At 57.5% G+C, this 22,703-nt stretch carries 19 protein-coding genes; 3 read left to right on the forward strand and 16 right to left on the reverse strand.

Annotated elements, in window-relative coordinates; all coding sequences use genetic code 11:
• Positions 1-181: 181 nt before the first annotated feature.
• The 4 genes from AWB79_RS36795 to AWB79_RS36810 form a co-directional block, all read right to left on the reverse strand.
• Positions 182-1,555: an L-serine ammonia-lyase gene (locus AWB79_RS36795; RefSeq protein ID WP_061172392.1), complete on the reverse strand. Its 1,374-nt coding sequence runs from the start codon at positions 1,553-1,555 to the stop codon at positions 182-184.
• A gap of 55 nt (positions 1,556-1,610) precedes the next feature.
• Complete coding sequence (locus AWB79_RS36800) at positions 1,611-2,936, reverse strand: DUF3100 domain-containing protein (RefSeq protein ID WP_374728591.1); 1,326 nt, start codon at positions 2,934-2,936, stop codon at positions 1,611-1,613.
• A 77-nt stretch (positions 2,937-3,013) separates the two neighbouring features.
• Positions 3,014-4,525, reverse strand: a complete 1,512-nt coding sequence (locus tag AWB79_RS36805; RefSeq protein WP_061172394.1) for an aldehyde dehydrogenase family protein — start codon at positions 4,523-4,525, stop codon at positions 3,014-3,016.
• A 23-nt stretch (positions 4,526-4,548) separates the two neighbouring features.
• A complete protein-coding gene (locus AWB79_RS36810; protein WP_061172395.1) occupies positions 4,549-5,418 on the reverse strand; it encodes an NAD(P)-dependent oxidoreductase in 870 nt (289 codons plus the stop codon).
• A gap of 150 nt (positions 5,419-5,568) precedes the next feature.
• Here AWB79_RS36810 and AWB79_RS36815 point away from each other — a divergent pair, with 150 nt between their 5' ends.
• From AWB79_RS36815 to AWB79_RS36825, 3 genes are all read left to right on the forward strand, one after another.
• Positions 5,569-6,480, forward strand: a complete 912-nt coding sequence (locus tag AWB79_RS36815; protein WP_061172396.1) for a LysR family transcriptional regulator — start codon at positions 5,569-5,571, stop codon at positions 6,478-6,480.
• Positions 6,481-6,576: 96 nt separating this feature from the next.
• Positions 6,577-7,356 (forward strand): serine O-acetyltransferase EpsC, encoded by a 780-nt coding sequence (gene epsC, locus AWB79_RS36820; RefSeq protein ID WP_061172397.1) that lies wholly within the window; start codon positions 6,577-6,579, stop codon positions 7,354-7,356.
• Between the two features lie 10 nt (positions 7,357-7,366).
• On the forward strand, positions 7,367-8,257 hold the full coding sequence (locus tag AWB79_RS36825) for a VOC family protein (protein WP_061172398.1): 891 nt from the start codon (positions 7,367-7,369) through the stop codon (positions 8,255-8,257).
• 276 nt (positions 8,258-8,533) lie between these two features.
• On the opposite strand, the gene AWB79_RS36830 is transcribed toward AWB79_RS36825, so the two are convergent.
• The 12 genes from AWB79_RS36830 to AWB79_RS36885 form a co-directional block, all read right to left on the reverse strand.
• Positions 8,534-9,475 carry a LysR family transcriptional regulator gene (locus AWB79_RS36830; RefSeq protein WP_061172399.1) on the reverse strand — a complete coding sequence of 314 codons (942 nt, stop codon included), beginning with the start codon at positions 9,473-9,475 and terminating at the stop codon, positions 8,534-8,536.
• A 62-nt stretch (positions 9,476-9,537) separates the two neighbouring features.
• Positions 9,538-10,497, reverse strand: a complete 960-nt coding sequence (locus tag AWB79_RS41125) for a DMT family transporter (protein WP_082862583.1) — start codon at positions 10,495-10,497, stop codon at positions 9,538-9,540.
• Positions 10,494-11,876 carry an LLM class flavin-dependent oxidoreductase gene (locus AWB79_RS36840; protein ID WP_061172401.1) on the reverse strand — a complete coding sequence of 461 codons (1,383 nt, stop codon included), beginning with the start codon at positions 11,874-11,876 and terminating at the stop codon, positions 10,494-10,496. The genes AWB79_RS41125 and AWB79_RS36840 overlap by 4 nt, the downstream gene beginning before the upstream one ends.
• 58 nt (positions 11,877-11,934) lie before the next feature.
• The gene (locus AWB79_RS36845) at positions 11,935-12,477 is read right to left on the reverse strand and encodes a flavin reductase family protein (RefSeq protein WP_061172402.1); all 543 of its coding nucleotides are present in this window, start codon (positions 12,475-12,477) and stop codon (positions 11,935-11,937) included.
• Between the two features lie 250 nt (positions 12,478-12,727).
• Positions 12,728-14,557 (reverse strand): ABC transporter permease subunit, encoded by a 1,830-nt coding sequence (locus AWB79_RS36850; protein ID WP_061172403.1) that lies wholly within the window; start codon positions 14,555-14,557, stop codon positions 12,728-12,730.
• A complete protein-coding gene (locus AWB79_RS36855) occupies positions 14,554-15,711 on the reverse strand; it encodes an ABC transporter ATP-binding protein (protein WP_082862584.1) in 1,158 nt (385 codons plus the stop codon). Before AWB79_RS36855 ends, AWB79_RS36850 begins: the two co-directional genes overlap by 4 nt.
• A gap of 14 nt (positions 15,712-15,725) precedes the next feature.
• Entirely contained in the window at positions 15,726-16,751 is a 1,026-nt protein-coding gene (locus AWB79_RS36860) for an ABC transporter substrate-binding protein (RefSeq protein WP_157695931.1), read from the reverse strand.
• 731 nt (positions 16,752-17,482) lie between these two features.
• Positions 17,483-18,205 (reverse strand): ABC transporter ATP-binding protein, encoded by a 723-nt coding sequence (locus AWB79_RS36865; RefSeq protein ID WP_061172405.1) that lies wholly within the window; start codon positions 18,203-18,205, stop codon positions 17,483-17,485.
• Between the two features lies 1 nt (position 18,206).
• A complete protein-coding gene (locus AWB79_RS36870; RefSeq protein WP_061172406.1) occupies positions 18,207-18,983 on the reverse strand; it encodes an ABC transporter ATP-binding protein in 777 nt (258 codons plus the stop codon).
• Between the two features lie 20 nt (positions 18,984-19,003).
• Positions 19,004-20,173 (reverse strand): ABC transporter permease subunit, encoded by a 1,170-nt coding sequence (locus tag AWB79_RS36875; RefSeq protein WP_061172407.1) that lies wholly within the window; start codon positions 20,171-20,173, stop codon positions 19,004-19,006.
• 14 nt (positions 20,174-20,187) lie between these two features.
• Complete coding sequence (locus tag AWB79_RS36880; RefSeq protein WP_061172412.1) at positions 20,188-21,138, reverse strand: branched-chain amino acid ABC transporter permease; 951 nt, start codon at positions 21,136-21,138, stop codon at positions 20,188-20,190.
• Between the two features lie 213 nt (positions 21,139-21,351).
• A complete protein-coding gene (locus AWB79_RS36885) occupies positions 21,352-22,494 on the reverse strand; it encodes a branched-chain amino acid ABC transporter substrate-binding protein (RefSeq protein ID WP_061172408.1) in 1,143 nt (380 codons plus the stop codon).
• Between the last annotated feature and the right edge of the window lie 209 nt (positions 22,495-22,703).

The raw sequence follows: 22,703 nt of genomic DNA on the forward strand, positions 1-22,703 counted from the left end.
CAATCGGAATCTGGTGCTCTCCGCTCGCGCGGCGTAGCGCCAAACTCGGCGGTCTCCGACAAAGTCGGGGCGGTTCACTTCCGAGAATGCCTGGATTTCAGCGATTGCGTTCATATTCACTCTGCAGGATTTCTGTTCTTGGACGACCTAGCTCGACTCATGTATCCGACGTCACCGTGTTTCAGCATTCGATGATGTTGACGGCAAGGCCGCCTCGTGACGTCTCTTTGTATTTGGTTTTCATGTCCGCGCCCGTCTGCATCATCGTTTTGATGACCGAGTCGAGGGACACGTAGTGGGTACCATCCCCGTACAACGCCATGCGTACGGCATTCACGGCCTTCACCGCACCCATGGCGTTCCGCTCGATGCAAGGAATCTGGACCATGCCGCCGACCGGGTCGCAAGTCAGACCCAGGTTGTGTTCCATTCCGATTTCCGCAGCGTGCTCCACCTGTGGAGGCGTCCCACCGAGCGCAGCACACAGGCCGGCTGCGGCCATAGAGCAGGCGACGCCGACCTCGCCTTGGCAGCCAACCTCCGCGCCGGAAATGGACGCATTCAATTTGTACAGCGTCCCAACTGCCGCGGCAGTCAGGAGGAAGTCGTAAATGCCTTGCCGGGTCGCACCGGGTGAGAATTGCGAGTAGTAGTGAAGGACCGCCGGAATGATGCCTGCAGCCCCGTTCGTAGGAGCCGTCACGACCCGCCCGCCGCCCGCGTTCTCCTCGTTCACGGCCAGTGCGAAGAGGTTCAACCAGTCCATGTCGGCAAGAGAACGGTCGCCGTCGACCTTCTCGCGCGCAGTCAGCTTTTGGTACAACGCTGCGGCACGACGCTTCACCTGGAGCGGCCCAGGAAGGTGGCCCTCCGTGCGGCATCCACGACTGACGCAGGCCTGCATCACTTCCCAAATCCGGTCGAGTCCATCGACGACCTCCTTGTCGGAACGCCACGTCAACTCGTTTTTGAACATGAGTTGAGCCACGGACATGTGATGCTCTTCGCACAACGCGAGGAGTTCCTTGCCGCTGCTGAAGTGATAAGGAAGTTTCGCAGGCGCCGCGATGATTTGGCCGTTTTCCGCGCCGGCGGTGACAACAAATCCGCCACCGACGGACAGATAGGTTGAGCGCCGAACCTCATTGTCTGAGCTATCGAATGCAATGAGCTTGAGACCATTCGGATGTTCGGGCAGCGCCTGCCTATAGAAGACGATGTCGCGCTTCCCAGTGAAGGGAATGCCGTGAGTCCCTGCCAAAGAAAGCTTGGAGGTCTCGGCGACGGCGCTGAGCTTGCCCTCAATGGTTTCCGCATCGATAGTGTCCGGCGCCTCACCCATTAGGCCAAGGATGACCCCCTTATCCGTGCCGTGACCCTTACCCGTTGCACCAAGCGAGCCGTAAAGCTCCGCACGAACGCGAGCGACTTGCGCTAATGCTCCAGAATCCTCAAGCGTATGAACAAACATTTGGGCCGCACGCATCGGACCCACGGTGTGCGAACTAGACGGACCGATTCCAATCTTGAAAAGGTCGAAAACACTCACTGCCATAGGAAACTGCCTCGCTCGGCGAGCACCGGCATGGACTCGCCGGCGCTCCTGGTGGTCAGATATGGAAGAACTGAGCGACGATGGTCGCGCCTAGGAACGTTCCCGCATTCGCAACGAAAGAGACGAGAACGATGCGCCATCCCAGACGCCGAAAGGCCGGCAGGTCCTTCGCGATGGAGAGCCCTGCGAACGTCAACATCGGCGTGGTAACTCCCAGGAAATCGTTGCGAGCGCTGAGGTCAGCCAACTGGGCACCCCATGGACACCAAGGAGAAGTCGCGAACATCGCTACGAAAGAGACCCAGCAGACCGCAGGAATTCTTCGCCCAGTAATCGTCGAGAGTGCATCACCAATGACGACCGCCACAAGCATGGTCACCATGCCGGGCAATCCCTGCAACGGCGTCGTACCGTGGGTCATCCAGTCGCAAATGAGGGCAAACACTGCGGTAATGACCCATGCCAGCACTTTGCCGCCGTAGCGTAGATGCGGTGCCTCGGTCTCAACGTCGCCTAGCTTTGGACGGTTCGCCAGCGCTGCCTCGGACGCGCTGGATGCACTGGTCGTGCGGCCAATAAGCGGTTCAAGAATGCGATAGCCGAACAAGGCCATCGGCAAGGAAATGAACAGCGTGAAGTAGGTGCCGACCGTGGTCGTGATGAGATTGCTCGCGGCGGCGAATGTGAGAACGGACTTCGCCATCTCCGGTGTTTGTTGCGCGGCAATTGCTCCTGAGGCTGCGGCCATCATGCTGCCCGACCCCACTCCGGAGCCCATCGCCAGTGCGAGCGGGTCGAAGATTCCCAAACTGGCGACAAATCCGGCAAAGATTGCGATGAAGACCGCTCCGAAAATCGTGCCTGTCAGATATTCAGCGAGGACACCGCGCCCCTCGGCGGAGTCCATGCCGTATTTCTCGCCGATGATTGCCAGACTCGGTTCACGACCTACCGAGAAGGTCGCGCCGATGGCTTCGCGCTTGATGCCCAGTAATAGAGCAAGCGGGAGGCCCAGCAGAATGGTCCCGACGAAGTGTCCGAGTTCTTGGAAAGCGAGTGCCCAACCTGCCGACACCAGCTTAGGCAACGCGCTTCCAATCATCAAGCCAAGCTTTGCGATGAAGAGCAGCAATGCCGGCTGCAGGATAGCTGCAGCGTAAAACTGGGTTTTGACATCAAGGCGCAAGGTACTCTTCGAGCGGTCACTGATTACACCCAGCGCAGCACCAAGTAAGAGGGCCCAAATCATCGGCAAGAGGACCACCTTGCCGGGGCCAATCTTGAACGTGAACGAACCGATGAGCTCGGCGACAATCAATATCGCTGCGGCAAAAGCAAAAAGCTTGGCCGACCGTATGCCCTCTCCCCCCGACGGTCTCATTGCCAAAGTACTCATTTCCGTAGTCTCCGAATATTTCCACTTCGCTCCCCGGCCAAGCCGGGGAGCGCTCTACCTATTTAGAAGTAGCCGAACGGTGTTGCCGGCTCTTTGGCCGTCTCAACCCAGATGCTCTTCGTCTGCGTGTATTCGTACAGCGCTTCAACTCCGCTTGAGCGGCCATAGCCGCTACGGCCGTAACCGCCAAACGGCGACGCGACGTTGATGGACTTGTAGCCGTTAATCCAGAACGTGCCCGCGTTGATTTGGCCCGCGACACGATGCGCACGCGCGACGTCCTTCGTCCAAACAGCGCCCGCCAGACCGAATTCGCTGTCGTTCGCGATTTCGATGGCTTCCTCTTCGGTTCCGAACGGAATGGCAACAACGACCGGTCCGAAGATTTCGGTGCGTGCAACGTCCATGTCATTGGTGACATTCGAGAGCACTGTCGGACGAACGAAGTAGCCCTTGTCCGAACGCTCAGCGGAACCCGCAGCCAGCTTGGCGCCTGCCTGAACGCCGCTGTCAATCATCTTCATGACGTGGTCGTACTGCGTCTTGTTGTTGATAGGACCGACTTCGGTCGAATCATCGAGCGGCGCACCGACCTTGATTTTGTTTGCGCCGTTGGCAACGAGCTGCACGAATTCGTCGTAGATGGACTTTTGCACCAACAGGCGGGAGCCCGCAACGCAACTCTGTCCGCAGGCCGCAAAAATCGCCGCTTGAGCACCGAGCGCTGCAAGGCGCTTGTCGGCATCTTCAAAGACGATGTTGGCCGACTTGCCGCCGAGTTCGAGCACGCAAGGTAGAACACGCTTGGCAGCAGCTTCGGCGATACGAACGCCGGTTGCCGGCGAGCCGACGAACACGACCTTCTTGATTGCCTGATTTGCGATAGCAGCCTGCGCGACGGTGTGGCCGTAGCCGCTGAGTACGCTCACGAGACCCTTCGGTGCACCCGCACGCTCAATCAGGAGGCCGACCACCAGCGAGGTGAAGGGCGTGAGTTCCGACGGTTTCAGCAACACGGCGTTACCCATGGCGATAGCCGGCGCCACCTGCCAGCCGCACGTGTTCATCGGCGCGTTCCACGGCGTAATCTGCAGCACCGTTCCCATCGGCTCGCGCCGCGTGTAGTTCAGGTGCGTCGTCGGCACCGGAATCACATCGCCGTAGAACTTATCTGCCCAGCCGCCGTAGTATTCGAACTGCTCGGCCACCTTCGCGACTTCACCACGACAGTCACGGATAGGCTTGCCAGCTGCAATCGACTCGAGTCGCGCGAGCGGCTCGATTTCCTTGCGAATTTCATTGGCGATGGCGAACATCACGCGCCCGCGAGCCGCGTGCGTCAGAGCCCACCATTCTTTCTGTGCGCGCATGGCTGCAGCAGACGCCTGCGCGACCACTTCAGCGCCACCGTCCGGATAGGCAACGCTCTTCTCGCCTGTCGCCGGGTCGAACAGTTGGACGGTTTCGCCTGCGCCCACGACCATCTCGCCGTTGATGTACGAACCGACTTCCTTCGCGTTCGGGAAGAAGTGTGCAAAGGCGGAAAGCAGATTCTCGGTACTGTTGGATTGCACTTTTGGCTCCTCTATTCGGTGATTTATTGCTTGTCGATGAACTGGACGATGCGGTTGAAATCTTCCGCGTCGCCGATTGAGTCAGCGCTCTTTGCCCACAGGCGCCCGGTTTCCTTTGCGATGGGCGCGTTCGCGTTGACACTCTTCAGGAGCTCCATCGCCAAACGAACGTCCTTGCGCATCAGCTTCATCGTGAAGCCGGAATCGAACTTGTCGTTGAAAATCCAGGTGGGATAGTTCGTGAGCGTCGAGCTGTTGCGGCCCGAGCCGCCATTGAGCGCTTCGACAAGTTTCTCGGGATTTACGCCTACGGCCTCTGCCGCGCGAATTGCTTCGCTCGTGGCCAGCAGATGAACGCCCGTAAGAAGGTTGTTGATGATTTTGGTCACGTGGCCGGCGCCCACGGGGCCGACGTGTACGCGCTTCGCGCTCATGACCGCGAGAATGGGTTCAACGGCCGCGACATCCTCGTCCGAACCGCCGAGCACCATAGTCATCGTTGCTGTTGCAGCGCCCTTCGGACCGCCGCTAACAGGACCGTCGACGAGACCGACTTTCACTTCGCCGAGTGCTGCAGCGACCTTGCGCGTGCTGTTCGGGTCAGCCGTCGTAGTGTCGACAACGATGAGGCCCGGCTTCGCATTGGACGCAACGCCGCCTTCGCCCAGGACGACCTTCTCCACGATGTCCGACGTGGGCAGCGAGAGAATCAGCACGTCCGAGTCGCGGGTGATATCGGCGATGGAAGCACGTGCTTGAACGCCCTCTTCCTGCAGTTTCTCTGCGACGCCCGGAGCGGCATCGAAGCCCAGCACGTTGTAGCCACCACGCTTGAGCGAGAGCGCCATTCCGCGTCCCATGTTGCCCAGTCCAATAACACCAACCGTCTTCATATCTTTGGCTCCAAGTCTCTTGAGTTCGCAGCTCGCAGCGTGGCCGTTCCACGTTTTCGACTGTTCGAGTTGCCATGTTGGACTTTTGGAACCCTATAATCAATAAACGCCAATACTCAGATTGTTCTAAAAATTAGCACGGTGACATCAATGGCAGAGAACCTGACGGAAAGCAGAATCGTCTACTTCTATGAGGCGGTTCGGTTCGGAACGATTCGCGCAGCAGCGGATTGGCTCAACGTGGCACCCTCGGCGGTCAGCCGGCAAATTGGGCTTCTGGAGACGGAATTGGACGCTTCGCTTGTCGAGCGACACGCCCGAGGTGTGAAGCCAACCGAGGCCGGACAGTTCGTGATTGAGTACTTCCGGGAGCAGGTGGCTCACCGGGACGACCTGCTGACGCGCCTTCAAGAGCTCCGCGGACTGCGCACAGGCCACGTCAACGTCGTCTTGGGCGAAGGCTTCGTGTCGGACGTTCTGTCCGGTCCGATGCAACATTTCTGCAAGCAATACCCCGGCGTGAAGGTCAATCTCGACCTTGCTGGTACCAACGAGGTGATGCGGAAAATCACCGAGGACGAAGGCGAGATTGGTCTCGTGTACAACCCACCTCCCGAGCCCAAAATTGTTTCGCGGGCATCGCGCATGCAGCCGTTGATGGCAATCGTCGGGCCGGGTTTTCCCCGAGCTGCACGTGACAAGCCCATGACTGTGCAGGAATTGGCTTCGTTCCCTCTCGCGGCAACTCACGCCTCATACGGCACTAGGCAAATGCTCCAAGCGGTTGAGTTCGCCGAGAAGATTCGGCTGGACCCCGTTGTCACGACAAACTCGATTGCCATCCTCAAGCAGTTTGTGAAATCGGGGCTGGGAATCGCCTGCTTACCCGCGTTTTCGGTCTCCACGGAATTGGATGCGGGAGACCTCGTCGCCATTCCCATCGACCATCCCCTGCTTGCCAACGCAGAAGCGCACCTGGTCACCCGGGTCGGCAGGAAGCTTTCCGTCGCATCGAACAAGCTGCTGCAACTCATGCACTCGCAGATGCGCGCGTTCCGATGAGTTAAAGGCATCTAATTTTTCGAACAAAAAACCGCGTTCGAGGCATTTGACGTTCTTATTGTCGAGCCCAGACTTACGGAAAAGGAGGGCTGAATCATGGAAAGCACCAATCAAATCGACGTCTGGGCGACGATTCGGAAGGACGCCGAGCGCGAAGCAGCAGCACGCCCCGCAATGCGGCCGTACTACGAGCGCCGCGTCCTTTCACATGACACATTAGGTCACGCTCTTGCCTTGCTGCTTGCCGATGAACTGGCGAGCATGGACAAGACCCTGCCCGACTTCAGCGACGAGTTTGCCAAGGTCATCTCGACGGAGAACATCGACCAAAGCGCGGCTGCTGATGTTCACAAGATTGCCAGCGCCAATCCCGCCTGTCCGAACGCCCTCTCGGCATTTCTCTCGTTTCGCGGAATTCAGGCGGTCCAGTTCCATCGTGTCGCCCATGCCTACTGGACGGCAGGCGAGAAGACATTCGCTGTCCTCCTACAGAACTGGTGCGCCAAGCAGTTCAACGTAGATATTCATCCCGCAGCCCGCATTGGGAAAGGGCTCTTCGTCGACCACGCAATGGGAATCGTCATCGGCGAAACCGCAGTAGTTGAGGACGAAGTCAGTATGTGGCACGGCGTCACGCTCGGCAGCACCTTCTCCGAGTCCGGCGACCGCCATCCGAAGGTACGGCGCGGCGCGACGCTTGCCGCCCACGCCACCGTCCTTGGCAACATCGAAATTGGCGAGAACGCCGTCGTCGCAGCCGGAAGCGTTGTCAGGCACTCGATACCGGCAAACATGGTTGCGGCCGGCGTTCCAGCAAAAGTGATTAAGTCGGTCGCGGCAAGCTACGCAGCCATCACGGCACCTTCAAATAACTAAGGGTATTCGGATGATTCCTCCAAATCAGCATCGTCTGGGCATCGACCATCCCGTCGTTTCGGTGAGAAATCACCCGGAAGCCGTCGAGAAGTACAAACGCCTTGGTTTCTCGCCCAGCCCCATTTCGTACCATCCGTGGGGGTCGGTGCTTACGCTGATGATGTTCGAGAACAACTTCATCGAACTCATCGGCGTCGACGACTCGTCAAAATTCGGTACGGGTGAGGTGAACGGGTTTTGTTACGGAAGACTGCTTGGCGAGTTTCTGGCACGCTCCGAAGGGCTAGGGCTGGTGTCGCTTCACAGCAAGGACATTGAGGGTGACTTTTCCGCTGTAAAAGCAACGGGTTTGCCCACGCAGCAACGCGTCGACTTTCGCCGCAAGATTACTGCGCCTGACGGCTCGCCCGATGAGGCCGTTGTGTCGCTCGGCATGATTTTGGACACGGAGCTCGGCGACGCGTCGAACTTCCTGTGCCAACAACATCGCCCTGAGTTCATCTGGCGCAAGGACTGGCAGAACCACCCCAATGGGGCTGACGCCGTTCTTGAAGTCGTCTATGTCACTCCCGACCTGAGTCTGCTCGAGGATAGGTGGCAGAAGCTCTTCGGCACCGAGCAGACCAAACGAGTCGACGGTCACGTCGAAGCCGACACGGGTTGCGGCAAGATGGTCGCATTGACTTTGGAACAAGCTAAGGAACGGTTTTCCCCGGTGGGCTTGCCAGTCGCCTACACGGAAAAACCTCACGGAATCGCTCTGCAGGTGCAGGTTCGCGACATCGCGACCACCGAGCGCACGCTAAAAGAAAATGGCGTCGCCTATGCTCGCACGAGCAAAGGCGTCGCAGTGACTCCTGATTCCGCCGGCAACACGATTATCGAATTTGCACAGGCATGAGCCGCAACCGGCTGAATCGTCGCCCCTGAACGCTTCTTCAATGGTCTCCTCTCTCGTCTGAGAGGGCGCTTTGAGGCACCGCGACTACCCATCGCCGTGCCTCTTTTTTGTGTCATCCCCCGGTTCCCTCCACTGCGGGATACGACAGTAGCGACGCGGTGAACGTATAAGAGAGGTCGCTAAAGATGTCTTTTACTCTTCTACTTCTATAGAAGTTCTTCAGACATCAAAGCCAATAATGGAAGGACGTCTTTTTCTCACGGCGAGAGTACCCCCTCAGGAAGTCGGAGCAAACGCTTTCATCCTGCGCGCCAGACTCAGTGCAAGCGCTTCTACAGTTTCCGGAAGCTTTCTACCTGCCTTAACCAACAACTGCACGTTGGCGGCGTTCAAGACAGGCTCCGCCAAGGGGACTATCGCTAGACTATTCTGTGCGTACTCGTTCTCGCATACATACGCCGGAGCGAAAGTGACGCCCAGCCCAGCCCGCACAAACAGGCGCATTGCCTCATGGGAAACCGTTTCGAAGCTCGTGCTCAATCGAAAGTCCTGTTGTGCTTCCACCCGGCCCAGCAGCTCACGGACAGCATGACCGCGTGGATGAAGCGCAGCCGGCTCCAATTCGAACTGCTTGAGCCGCATCGACTGTTCGCCAACGAAACGATGGCACGACGACACTATCGCCACAACAGGCTGCTGACTCTCTCGATACGCCTCCACATCAGGATGCTCTGGCGTGTGGTATGCGAGCCCGATGTCCGCGACTCCCTCGCTTACTGCCTCAAGAATCCCGTCTGTCGTCGCTGACACGAGTCGAATCGCGATGTGCGGATTCTCCTTAAGGACAGGCGGAAGCCCGTTTAACAGCAGGTCGCCAATCAGTCCATCTCCGCACCAGAGTCTGATGGTCGCCTGACGAACCCCGTCAATCGTTCGAAGGCGGTCAAGCAAAAGCTCTGCATGCTGCACTTGGCGCTGCGCGAATTCGGCAACGACTCGTCCCGCTTCTGTAGGAGCCACCCCTCGTGTCAAACGCTCAAGGAGAACGTGCCCACAGGTGGACTCCAAGATTGATATCTGTCGGCTCACAGCGGAAGGAGTCACGTGAAGGGCCTCTGCGCCTCCTCTCACGGAACCAGCCCGGACGACAGCCAAGAAATACCGTAATACTCTTTGGTCGAGCGCCTCGATTAGCGATGGACTGAATTGTTGAGGCATGAGCTTCCCGTTGGAACAAGGAAATCGGGTTAGGCGCTATGCCAACCACTCGCAACGTTACGTTACGCTCGAGCAGCTGATGACCGTTGTCGCGTGGATAGAGCGCCGAGACCGCTGATTACTATGATGCATGTCCCCATCAATGTCCCCGCATCGGGAATCTGACGAAAGCATATAAAGCCGAGCAGAGCTGCTCCGACTATCTGCGCGTAATTGAATGGCGCAACGAATGGGGCTGGAGCGATTTCGAAGGCACGCACAAGGCAATAGTGCCCACATCCTCCAAAGAGACCTAGCGCGCTCATGAATACCGCATCGACCACTGCGTTCGGCGATGTCCACACCCACGGCATGAAGAGACTGGACAGAAAGAAGCCGACGCTTGCCATGTAGAGGTTCGACGTTTCGGGGCTGTCATGTGACGCCAGCTTCCTCGACATTACTTGGGTTGTCGCCGAGCCCAATGCACTTATAAGGATAAGAAGCGCCGCGGGATGCATCCCTCCAATTCCTGGACGCACGATTATCAATGTGCCCAGAAAGCCCAAGAGGACAGCGGCCCAGTTCCTCCGTCTAACCGTTTCCTTTAGGAAGTGTGGTGAAAGCGCGGTCACGATGAGGGGAGCGGTGAAGCTCACCGCAGTTGCAGTTGCGACTGGAACATAGCCCAACGCGTAAAACATCACAAATGAGCCAACGCAGAATATTGCTGAGCGACTCGCTTGCAAACCGGGCCTTGTCGATTGAAAGATTGACAGACCTCGTCGAGGTACAAAGAATAGAAGCATAAAGCCGAGATGCCCTGCATATCTCGCCCACAGCAACTGAGCGACCGGATAGCGATGGGAAAGGTATGCGACATCCGCATTCACCGCTGGAATCAGTAACGCGGTGGCAAGCATGAATAGTACCGCCTTTCGGTGCGGGCTCGGCTTCGAAAGCTCGATGAGCAAATTGAATCGCTTGGGCATCGGTGGATTGCCGACCCTCAACGGGCCGGCAACGTCGCCATCTGGTGTCATGACGCCGCGCCAGCGGCAGCAAGAATTTCCGTGACACTTCGAACGCCTTCACCGCCTGCGTACCGACTCTCGGCGCTCGGCAAGCCCAGATTCTCTCTGAGCGTCGAAGCCTCATACTCCGTGCGGAACACACCGCGACGCTGGAGTTCGGGGACGACCAACTCGCCAAACGACTCCATGTCTGCGGGAAGCCTCGCCGCGGTGATGTTGAAACCGTCGGCGGCGTACGCCTCGTACCACTCTTGCATCGTGTCGGCAATTTGTGACGCGGTCCCGATGACGACGCGTGAACCGTTCGCCGAGGCAAAACGTTGATACAACTGTCGCAGCGTAAGGTTCTCTTCCTTGACGATTGCCATGACTTTGTCGCCAGCACTTTTCATCCTCGCGCCTGCAATGCGAGTCAGCGGCTCGTCGAGCGGCAAGTCGGATAGGTCTCCCACCTTGCGCGACAGAGCGCCGAGGCCAACCAATGGGTCAATAAGCTCTTGCAACTGGTCGTGCTTGTCCTGCGCTTCTTGCAGTGTTCGACCGACGAATGGCGTCAAGCCAGGCAGTATTTTGAGCGCATCCATCGGTCTGCCGTACTTTTCCATCCGTCCTTTGACCGACGCATAAAACGCCTTGGCTCGTTGTATCTCATCGGACGCGGTGTACACCACATCGGCGGACGCGGCAGCAATCTCCCGCCCCTGCTCTGATTCACCTGCCTGTACGATGATGGGACGCCCTTGGGGGGTTCGCGCTACCGTCAATGGACCCGCCACCTTGAAGTGCTTGCCGACATGATTCAGCGAGTGCACCTTGGTCGCGTCATAGAATACGCCCGACTGCTGGTTTCTTTCGATAGCGTCATCGTCCCAGCTATCCCAGAGCCCGTTCACCACGTCGATGAACTCCGCCCCTCTTTCGTATCGGAAATCGTAGTCTTTCGTATGTGTTTGTGAGAAGTTTTTCGCTTCGTCATCAGACCACGAGGTAACCATGTTCCAACCGGCTCGACCGCCGCTGATGAAATCGACCGACGCAAACTTCCGCGCCAGATGGAACGGCTCGTTGTAAGTCGTCGATGCAGTTGCAACCAAACCGATATTCTTCGTCAGTGGCGCAAGCGCAGAAATCACCGTGATTGGTTCGAGTTCGAGGTTCCAACTCGACCGGGCGGCAGCGCCCTTCGGCTCATCTCTGCCGCGAACCGAAAGACTGTCCGCGAAGAAGACCATATCGAACTTCGCCCGTTCCGCCGCCTGTGCAGCCCAATAGAAACTTTCGAAGTTCAACGCTCCAAGCGGAGGGGCATCGGGATGTCGCCATGCGGCGACGTGATAACCGAGGCTCCGCATGGAGAGTCCAAGCTTCATTTTTCCGCTTCTTTTCATCACCACTCCGTGAAAGATTTTGGCCGACGTGTAGGCGGCCTCAAGTACGAAATCAAGGTTAAGACGTCAGACGCTTGTAGCCACCACGGTAGTGGAGCAACGGCTCGCCGTCGAAAGTGGCAAGTCCCAGTACCGCACCAACAATGAGTTGATGGTCTCCACTCTTAAACATCTGGACGACCTCGCACTCTACGTACGCAAGAGCCTCATCGATGAGCGGCGCGCCTGACGGCAGCGACGTGTATGCGACACCATCGAATTTGTCCGGCGTCTTGGTGGCGAATCGACGAGACACCTCTTCTTGCCTGGACTCAAGCATATTGATGCAGAAGACGTTGCTCTCACGAATCGCTCTAAGCGTCTCAGATGTCTCCGCAACGCTGATGAGAAATTGCTGAGGGTCAATCGAAAGCGAACTAACCGCTGTCATCGTCAGCCCATGGGGCGCCCCCGCGGCATCAATGGACGTGATAACAGCCACGCCCGCCGCCCACGAACCCGCAACCGCGCGAAACAGCTGTCGGTCTGACGGCAGGTTCGATGCGTCCTTCGTTGCGCCTCCGCCCTTCACCGCACTTGCACGCTCAATCGTCGCGTCCATCTATTTCTCCCTTCAAATGGTTGCAGCGATGAGCTGCAGTGGTGTTGAGTTGCCAAGTCTGCCCGTTTCAGGCGCCGTCCAGTTCATTAGACGCTCACGGAGTTCATCCAACAAGTCGAATCGCGGCATCGAACCGTTTTCAACAAGTCAACAGTCTGTCGAATCTTGCGAGTTACATAGTTGCACTGCATGTCACGCATGCTCTCTAATCTGCCCGTATCCTCGCGGGATACAGCTACGCCTGAGTTCCCTATCCACGCCTACGTCGCGTTGTCGCTCCCACAAGTACAACCAACGTCACCGTGAGCAATAGCAGGCTTGCGACAGCGGTGAGTTCCGGCGTGACATTCAACAGCGCGGCATCCCAGAGCGCGCGCGGAAGCGTCTTGATTTCGCCACCGGTAAGAAACAGAGCTACGGTGAGTTCATCAAAAGATATGGCGAACGCAAAGGTGAACGCGGCGAATAAGCCCCCCTTCAGAACTGGCAGCGTGACTAACCTCAACGTTTGGGCGCGAGAGGCGCCGAGTGTGAAGGCCGCTTCGTCAAGCCGGATGTCATAACCCTTGAGCACAGCAACCATACTGACCACCACATACGGAATAGCCAGGATGGAATGCCCGATTACCAACGCAGCGTTAGTCCCAACCATGCCGAGGAAGGAGAAGAGCTTGAATAGCGCCAGCGCCGTGATAATGCTCGGGACCATCATCGGCATTATGAGCAACGCCATCAGCGTGCCCTTCGCGCGAAATCGGCCACGCACAAGCGCGAAGGCGGCTGGTGTACCAACTATCGTTGCGAGCAGAGCCGTGGAACATCCAATTGCCATCGACCGACCTGCTGCATCCCACCATACGGAGGACTCGAAGATTTGTTGATACCACCGCACGCTGAAACCTTGCGGGGGCCAAGAGAGATAGCCTGCGCCGGTGAACGAGACGGGAATAACAAAGAATGCCGGAACCGCGAGGAATGCGAGGATTGTCCCGCCAACAATCCATGCTACAACTCGGCCAGACACCAGTCGGCGAGTATCTGCGCGATGTGGGAGCAAGGCCTCCATGGCACGGCCAGCGGTCTCGCAGACGGACGCAGCGAGTCCAAGGACGGCGTTACCGACGCGTTTGAGCGCACCGCCCCCCTGCTCCCGAGGCATTGACCTGCCTATGGTCGCAGGCATGGTGGAGAGACCGAACAGCGCGTTGTACAGGAAAAAGAGGGCGACGATTGTGAGCAACAAAAGCACCGCAATCGCTCCAGCAAAACCCCAGTCGAGCGTTGTCTGAACCTGGAAGATGATGAGTTGCGAAATCATCTGGTCCTTGGCGCCGCCCAGCAACGCGGGGGTAATGAAGAAACCCATGGAGACGATGAAAACCAAGAGCCCGCCAGAGCATACGCCGGAAAGCGAGAGCGGAAAGTAGACCCGCCAGAACGCCTGAGATTTGGGTGCTCCCAAGGTCCCCGCCGCTCGCATGAGGTTCATGTCGATGCCATCCATCACAGAGAGCATCGAGACGACACAAAGCGGCATCATCGCGTGCATCATTCCGACGAGGACGCCGGTCGTATTGAACACCATTGCCACAGGGGTATCGACCAGTCCAAGGCTGAGCAATAGCTTGTTCAGAACCCCCTGACGACCAAGAATAACAATCCAGGCAAAGCAACGAATTACGAAGCTGGTCCAAAACGGCAGAAGGACTAGGATTATCAAGCGCGAGCGAATCGAAGCTTTGCAAGTCGCCAACAAGAATGCGACCGGGTAGGCGGCAAGCAAAACCAGCAACGTTGTCACCGCCGCAGTGCGAAGGGTGAGTCCGAGAATACCTAGATAGACTGGCGTGTGTGCAAGTCGGACATAGTTTGCGACCGTCGGGAAGCTGCCATCTACCGAGAAGCTTGAGCTGACCAGATACAGGACCGGACCAAGGAAAGCGACAATCACAAGGAGCGCGGCGGGCAGACCTGGCAACCACTCGCGGAACTTTCCGATTCGATATGCGCGATTGCGGACCGTTGCGGGAACGTCAAGTGGACTTAGGCTACGTGGCTTCGCTGTGCTAGGCGTGTTCATGCTCGCTTCCCCGTAATTTCGTCGAAGATGAGCGCGCTGTCGCTCGAGCAGCTGAGCGTCACGACATCACCTTTATGGAAGCGATGAGACGTCGGGCTGGTCAGACTTGATACCTTAACGACCGAATCGTTCGGCAACTTCACGAACGCTTTTGTTACCGCTCCAGAAAGGATGACCTCGAGAACCTCCCCCACCAATTTGTTCATGTGGAGTGCGTCGCGGTCAGGGCTTAGCCATTCTGGGCGGGTAACGACGTTGACACCATGTCCCGCTGGAAGCGACGTCTTCGCAACGAGAACACACCCTTCGTAGACGTGCACTTCCTTGCAGGATTCGTTGACGGGTCGTCCGACCACTCCTCGCAATAGATTCGACTCTCCGATGAACTTGGCGGCAAAGAGGGTTGCCGGGCTGAAGTACAGTTCATGCGGCGTTCCGAGTTGTTCAATCCGAGCGTGATTCATCAAGCACACGCGGTCGGACATTGTGAGCGCTTCTTCTTGGTCGTGAGTAACGTAAAGGAACGTGCCTCCCAGCTGTTCATGCAGATGTTTGATTTCTAGCTGCATGTCGTCCCTCAAATTCTTGTCCAACGCCCCTAAAGGCTCATCCATCAGGATGATTGAGGGCTCGTACACAAGTGCGCGCGCGACCGCAATTCGCTGCTGTTGCCCGCCAGACAACTGCGTAGGTAGACGATGGGCAACTGAAGAAAGATGCACGAGCGCCAACGCGCGCGAAACGGCAGATTGAATCTTCTCTGTAGGAAACCTTCGCATCTTCAGAGGAAACGCGATGTTCTCCGCGATGGACATGTGCGGAAACAAAGCATAGTTCTGAAAGACCATCCCCAAGTCCCGCTTATGCGCAGGGAGGTAAGTGGCCAGGTTCCCGTCAATCCAGATTTCGCCCGCCTCCGGCTCACTCAACCCTGCTACAGCCATCAAGAGGGTTGTTTTCCCTGAGCCTGAAGGGCCGAGCAAGGTGACGAACTCGCCCTTCTCCAAGTCGAGGTCGGCGCTTTCGAGTGCGGTCACCGCTCCGTAGGTCTTCCTGAGCCCTCGTACACGGAGCTTGGTTTGCTCATCGGAATGCGAGCCAGCGGCAGTTCGCTGTCCAGATTCCGGTTGTTGCAGTTCGAGCGTATCGGACATTGTTTAGTCTCCGGTCAGCTTGCAAGCCACGCGTTGAAGCGTTCGAGCGCCCGTGCTTGCTCCGTTCGCCAGTACGCAGCGCTAACTTTGACCATCTTCTTGAGATTGTCGGGATATGAGGGCAGCCTCTTAGCGACATCCGGAGGTAGGTTCACCAGTGCGGCAGGGTTGGTAGGACCTAGGCGCATACGTGGTGCCCATGCTGCCTGCCTTGACGCGTCCGACACATACTCAATGAACTCGCGAGCGAGACCGGCGTTCGGCGTTCCCTTGAGAATTGCCCATCCCTCGCACACCCATGTCCCTCCATCCCAAACCATCGCCCCGGGTATCCCATCGTCGAATGCATACCCGATGCGATTCTCGAAGCCACCCACCATGTCGACTTCGCCGCTGGTCAGTGCTTGGGTTATCTGCGCCCCCGATGTCCACCAAACCGGATTGCTACGCTTTACCGCCTCGAGCTTCCTCAAAGCGCGGTCGATGTCCAATGGATACAGTTGGCTCGCTGGCACTCCATCGGCGAGCAACGCCGACTCAAGCGTATCGAACGGATGCTTCCGAAGTGCTCGCCTGCCCGGTACACGGTCCGGCTCATAGAAATCTTTCCATCCGTTGGGAAAAGTCTTGAGTTGGTCCGTCCGATAGCCAAGTATGCTCGCGGTCACAGCCGACCCAACGAAGAACTCGCCCTTAAAGTCGTCCGGAATCTGCGAGACGTTCTTTCCAGCGGCCCCTACCGGCTCCAGCGCGTTGATGCTTGAGAGTATTTCGACTTGTGACGACGTGAGGATTGCAGCATCCCAAGTGTAATTCTTAGATTGCACCATCGCCTTGATAAGGCCGCTCGGCTCAGAGTCGCTTGTAACGCCAACCACGGTAATCCCCGACTCTTTCTTAAAGGGCTCATAGAACACCTTCTGATACATGGCTCCAATCGGACCGCCCGGGTCTCGGACGACGATGCGTCTGTCCGCGGCCCTCGCCTTCTTTATGAATGGGACCGTGCTTAATGCCGCCGCACTAGCTGCAAGAACCAAGGCCTTTCGCCTGCTCAAACTTTCCGGACGCAACACATCGTCTGACATAGGTTCAATGCTCCCACGGTGGCTGTTGGATTGCTGAGATTGAGCTTTGAGAGTTTTGCCTACGCACTGGATGGTCCAATATCCCTTTTCCTCTGGTTCACGGCATAAGCAGCTCAGCGATAGATTCATTTTTGGGAGGCAAATGAACAAGTGTCATTTGTCGAACGTAGTGTTGCCGCAAACTGCACGCCCCCTAAAAGCCAGCACCGTCCGGCGAAGGCTGCGAAGTGAAGACGAACACGGCGGTACCAGCGCGGGAAGCAAGGGTCCGCTCAGAGCGTCCGAATGACGGGCGTCTGGCCCAAATTTCAGGCGGCCACAGGCCTACGAAAAGCGTCGCGTTAGCTATCGACGCTGTCGCGGAGACGACTGCAATGAGGGTCGACGGCCCTTGTCTCGCAACTGTCAAGGAGGGAAAGCACCGGAGCGATTTTGGAAGCGTGTAAGCCGAAGGTGCAGGTCTGCCTACGCCGACTCGTATGAGGGCGGGAGCGACCCTATGTGCACGAGTGCCCGCGTAGCACTGGACGACGCGTTACGGGAATGTGGGAAAGTCCAAAATGGACAGAGTGAGTTCCAGCGCGAACAACAAAGATGGATTGCTGCCCGCTCGTGCGGTAAGGCGGCTTGCCGACGCGTTCGTCGCAAGCCGCCAAGGAAATGCCGGGCCGACGCGGTAGTCTTTATTCGCCTAGGTACGCCGCTCTTACCTTGGGGTCGTGAAGCATCTCGGCGGCATTGCCAGACATGGTCACCGCCCCCGAATCCATCACATATCCGCGATTCGCGGCTTGCAACGCCAGGCGAGCGTTCTGCTCAACGAGGAGCACCGTCAGGCCCTCCTTCGATATTTCGCGTACGACCTCGAAAATCTTCTCAACCATGATGGGTGAAAGGCCCATCGAGGGTTCGTCGAGCAGCAGCAATTTCGGGCGAGAGAGCAGTGCCCGCGCCATCGCAAGCATCTGCTGTTCGCCACCCGATAGGGTGCCAGCGAATTGAGACGCGCGCTCTTTCAACCGAGGGAAAAAGCCAAACATTCGCTCGGTGTCATTCTCGATGCTGTCCCTGTCGTCGCGTAGGTAGGCACCCATCTGGAGATTTTCGAGAATCGACATCCGGGCGAAAATGCCTCTGCCCTCTGGGACCATCGCGAGGCCACGTTTGAGCAACTCGTGCGTGGGCACGCCCTTGATTGATTGCCCCATGTACTCGATGTCGCCGCCGGAGAATGGCTTCAGCCCGGTGATGGCCTTCATCGTTGTCGTTTTTCCGGCGCCATTGGCACCAATCAGCGTGACGAGTTCGCCCTGCGCGACTTCCAGATGCACCCCCTTCACCGCCTGGATGCCTCCGTAGTTCACTTGCAAACCCTTCACCTTCAACAACGCGCTAGTCGTCGCCATATCAATGCACCCCCGCGCCGAGATATGCCTCAATCACTTTCGGGTCCTTCTGTACATCCTGAGGTAAGCCCTCTGCAATGACCTTGCCGTAGTCGAGGACCGTCATTCGATTGCAAAGCCCCATCACGAGCTTCACATCGTGCTCAATCAGAAGAATCGTTTTGCCGTCTGAGCGAATCTTGTCCAAGAGGCCGGTCAGTTCGACCTTCTCGGTTGCGTTCATGCCAGCTGCCGGTTCGTCGAGCGCAAGCAGTTTTGGGTCAGTCGCGAGCGCCCGTGCAATCTCGAGGCGACGCTGGTGACCATACGAAAGATTGCGCGATGTGTAATCGGCGTATTGCAGCACGCCGACATACTCGAGCAACTCAAGCGCGCGCTCCTTGATTTCCCTCTCCTCACAGCGTTCGGCCGGCGTCTGGAACACGGCGCCCAGAAGGCCATGCTTAGTGCGTACATGGCGGCCCACCATCACGTTCTCGAGCGCCGTCATGCCACCAAACAATCGAATGTTCTGAAACGTGCGAGCGATACCGGCCTTCGCTACTTGATACACCGCTGTCGGCGTGTAGTTCTCGCCGTCGAGCCTGAACTGCCCAGAATTGGGCGTATAGAGACCCGTAATGACATTGAAGAATGTCGTCTTTCCCGCCCCATTCGGACCGATAAGTCCATAGATTGAGCCCTCCTGAATCTCAAGCCCCACGTCCGACAGAGCCTGCAATCCACCGAACCGCTTGTTTACACCTTTGACGGATAGCCGAACTTTGCTTTCGCTCATCATCGATTCCTCACTTCCTGCTATGCGCGAGCCGGCTTTTTGCCGTTACGCCTAGAAATTTTCGCGATTTTGTCTTCGTGCTTCGCCGCTGGCCAAAGTCCTTCCGAGCGATAAAGCATGATGAGGACCATCGCAAGCGCATACACGAGTTGGCGAATGACCTCGGTATCGACAATTTCGTGGCCGAAGAGCATGTGCTGCAGCGGGCCCATCGTCGACCGAAGGAACTCGGGCAGAACTGCGAGCAGTACCGCACCAAGAATGACGCCCGGGATATGCCCCATCCCGCCTAACACTACGCATGCAAGCACGACAATCGACTCAGGCAGCGTAAAAGACTCCGGTGACACGAAACCCTGGAAGGCGCCGAACATCGCTCCTGAGAGGCCTCCAAATGAAGCGCCCATCGCAAACGCCAACAACTTCACATTGCGAGTGTTGATGCCCATCGCCTTCGCGGCGATTTCATCCTCGCGAATCGCGGCCCATGCTCGTCCAATGCGACAGTGCTGCAGCCTTGTGCAAACCCAGACAACTAGCAGTGCGCACAATACGAAGAGGTAGTAGTACAGGTAGACCGACGGGAACTTAACTCCGAAGAGGGTTTGCGTCTGCGCCAGACTGAAATCGCCTAGATGAACCGGGTCGATGCCCGTAATGCCCTTCGGACCGTTGGTGATATTGACAGGACGGTCGAGGTTGTTCATGAAAATCCGAACGATTTCCCCGAATCCCAAGGTAACGATAGCGAGATAGTCCCCTCGCAACCTTAGGGTTGGCGCACCGAGCAGAATTCCAAAGAGTGCAGCGAGCCCCATTGCGCATGGCACGACGATGAGGAAAGGCACGTGGAGCCCACTTGGAGCAAGTTGAGCCAGCCACTCGAACTGCGATGACAGATGCGGAGAGGAAAGAAGCGCTGCTGTGTACGCACCAACCGCGTAGAACGCGATATAGCCAAGGTCTAGCAGGCCGGCGAAGCCGACGACGATATTCAAGCCGAGCGCCAGCATCACGTAAAGCATCGCGAAGTCTAGGACGCGGACCCAATAGTTGCCGCCTGCTGCACCAATCACCATCGGAGCCGCGATTACGAGTACGGCGGTCAGAATGGCGACAACCGCGGTCTTCGCCGGATGTCGTTCTGGGGTCAGCGTCGTGGACGGTTCAATCTGTGGAATGGAAGTCATTTGTTCTCTCCTCGTCAGGCGCGGTCTGCGACGCGCTCACCCAAGAGTCCGGATGGGCGGAAGACAAGCACGATAATCAGCACGATGAAGGCAAACACGTCCTGGTAGTTGCTGCCAAACACGTCATTCGTGAGCTTGCCGATATAGCCGGCTCCGAGTTGTTCAATCAGCCCGAGCAGCACGCCACCGACCATGGCGCCGCCGAGGTTTCCGATGCCTCCAAGCACCGCCGCCGTGAACGCCTTCAGGCCCGGAATGAAGCCCATGTAAAAGTGTGCGTTGCCATATTCAGATGCAATCATTACCCCGGCGAGTGCCGCGAGCGCTGAGCCAATCATGAAGGTGGCCGAAATCACGAAGTTAGGGTTCACCCCCATTAGCGACGCGTTGCCAGGATTCTCAGCAATTGCCCGCATTGCGCGCCCCAGCTTCGTCTTGTGGACGAGCAGCAGGAGGCCAGCCATCACGACGAATGCAGTTACGATGATGACAATTTCCGTCATTGAGATAACTGCACCGGGCGTCGCATCAGTCGCCTTGATAACGTTGATAGGGTCAGTCGGAAGCAACTGTGGAAACGCGAGCGGATTGCGCGACCAAATCATCATCGCGAGCGTCTGCAGGAGGATGGATACACCGATGGCCGTAATCAGCGGCGCCAGCTTCGGTGCCCGGCGCAGCGGGCGGTAGGCTACGCGCTCGATTGTGTAGCCCACTGCAGCGCAGGCACACGCCGCGACGACCAACGCAATACACAAGATTGGGACGTTGCCGAGCCACGGCAGATGGTTTTGCAAAACGCCAATCGTGGAAAGCGCGACCATCGCGCCAACCATCAGCACATCACCATGGGCGAAATTGATAATGCCGAGAATCCCATAGACCATCGTATAACCTAGGGCAATGATGGCGTACACACTACCAAGCACCAGGCCGTTTAAGACCTGTTGAATAAAAATATCCATACCGAAGACTCCGACCATAAGCGCGCCTAACGTGCCCGACCGAAGTCGGGTACAGGCTCGAGTGGGAAGTGGCACACGCTAGATGCAGTTGACGCGCGCAAAAAAGGCGTCTTTGCTGAGGAGACACATGCAAAGACGCCAGGGCGCTACTGCTTACGAGAGAAGAAACCGCATCACGCTCGCATGGCGATGACGCGGTTGAAGGTCACGGACTCAGTGCTGCACTCCGAGGCTCTGACGCTTTCCGTCGTTAAAGGTGTAAAGCGTAAGCGTTGCGTTCTGCAAATCGCCCTTCGAGTCGAAGCGGGTTTCACCGATAACGCCCTTATAGTCAGTCTTCTGCAGAAAGGGCAGATACTTTGCCGGGTCTGACGAGCCTGCGCGCTTCATTGCGTCGACCAGAATCATGACAGCGTCGTAGGCGTATGGCGCATAAATCACCACGTCTTGCCCATACTTTGCCTTGAATCGCTTCTTGAAGTCCTCCATGCCAGCAGCGTATTCGGGCGTAATGCCGCCGGCCTCCGCGCAGATGACCTGTCTATCCTGTAACGCGACGCCCGCGAGATTAGGCAGTTCGCCCGTGCAAATCCCGTCGCCGCCCATGAACTTGGACTTCATCCCGAGCGCCTGCATTTGCTTAATCATCGGCCCACCTTGAGCGTCCATTCCGCCGTAGAAGACGACGTCCGGGTTCTCGCCCTTCACTGCTGTGAGCGCACCTCGGAAGTCGGTCGCCTTGTCGGTCGTGTACTGGCGGGCGACGAGCTTCGCACCCGACGCCTGTGCCGACTTCAGGAACTCGTCCGCGATGCCTTGACCGTATGCTGTGCGGTCGTCGATGACCGCGAAGGTCTTGGCATTCCACTTCTGCACGGCGTACTTGCCGAGAACGGAGCCAAGTTGACCATCATTGGCGACAAGGCGGAAGGCAGTATCAAAGCCCTGTTGCGTGTACTTCGGGTTGGTCGAAGATTGTGAGATTTCGGGAATCCGATTGTCGTAGTAAATCTTCGACGCGGGAATCGTCGCACCTGAGTTGAAGTGACCCACCACACCCTTCACCCCGGAATCGACCAGGCGCTGCGCAACCTGAGTAGCCTGACGGGGGTCACCTGCATCGTCTTCAACTTGCAACTCGATTTTGACCTTCTTGCCACCGATGGTCGGCGGATTGGCGTTCAGGTCATCAACTGCCATTCGGGCTCCGCGTTCGACGTCCTTCCCCAGATTGGCATTCTGACCTGTCAGCGGTCCGGCGAAGCCGAGCTTCACCGTGCTTTCCTGAGCGTTAGCCAATCCCGACGTTGCGGCGACGAGGACACTGCTGACCGCGATGACTCTCAAGCTCTTCATTGACGTTCTCCAACCACTAGGTGAATCAAACGATTGTTTTTAGGTATCCGAATCGTATGCCTTAGGAGCCAAACCAAGGCGGGCATTCGACTTACCCCCAAACGTTCAGCGTGTGTGCGCGTGTTGCTTACCGTCTGTGCTTTACTTCCGGTGCGCGAAAACAGTGTCGTCTCGCAAAATAACCGAACCAATAGCAAGGAGGCGCGAAT

The organism is Caballeronia hypogeia, from assembly GCF_001544875.2.
Lineage (GTDB): Bacteria > Pseudomonadota > Gammaproteobacteria > Burkholderiales > Burkholderiaceae > Caballeronia > Caballeronia hypogeia.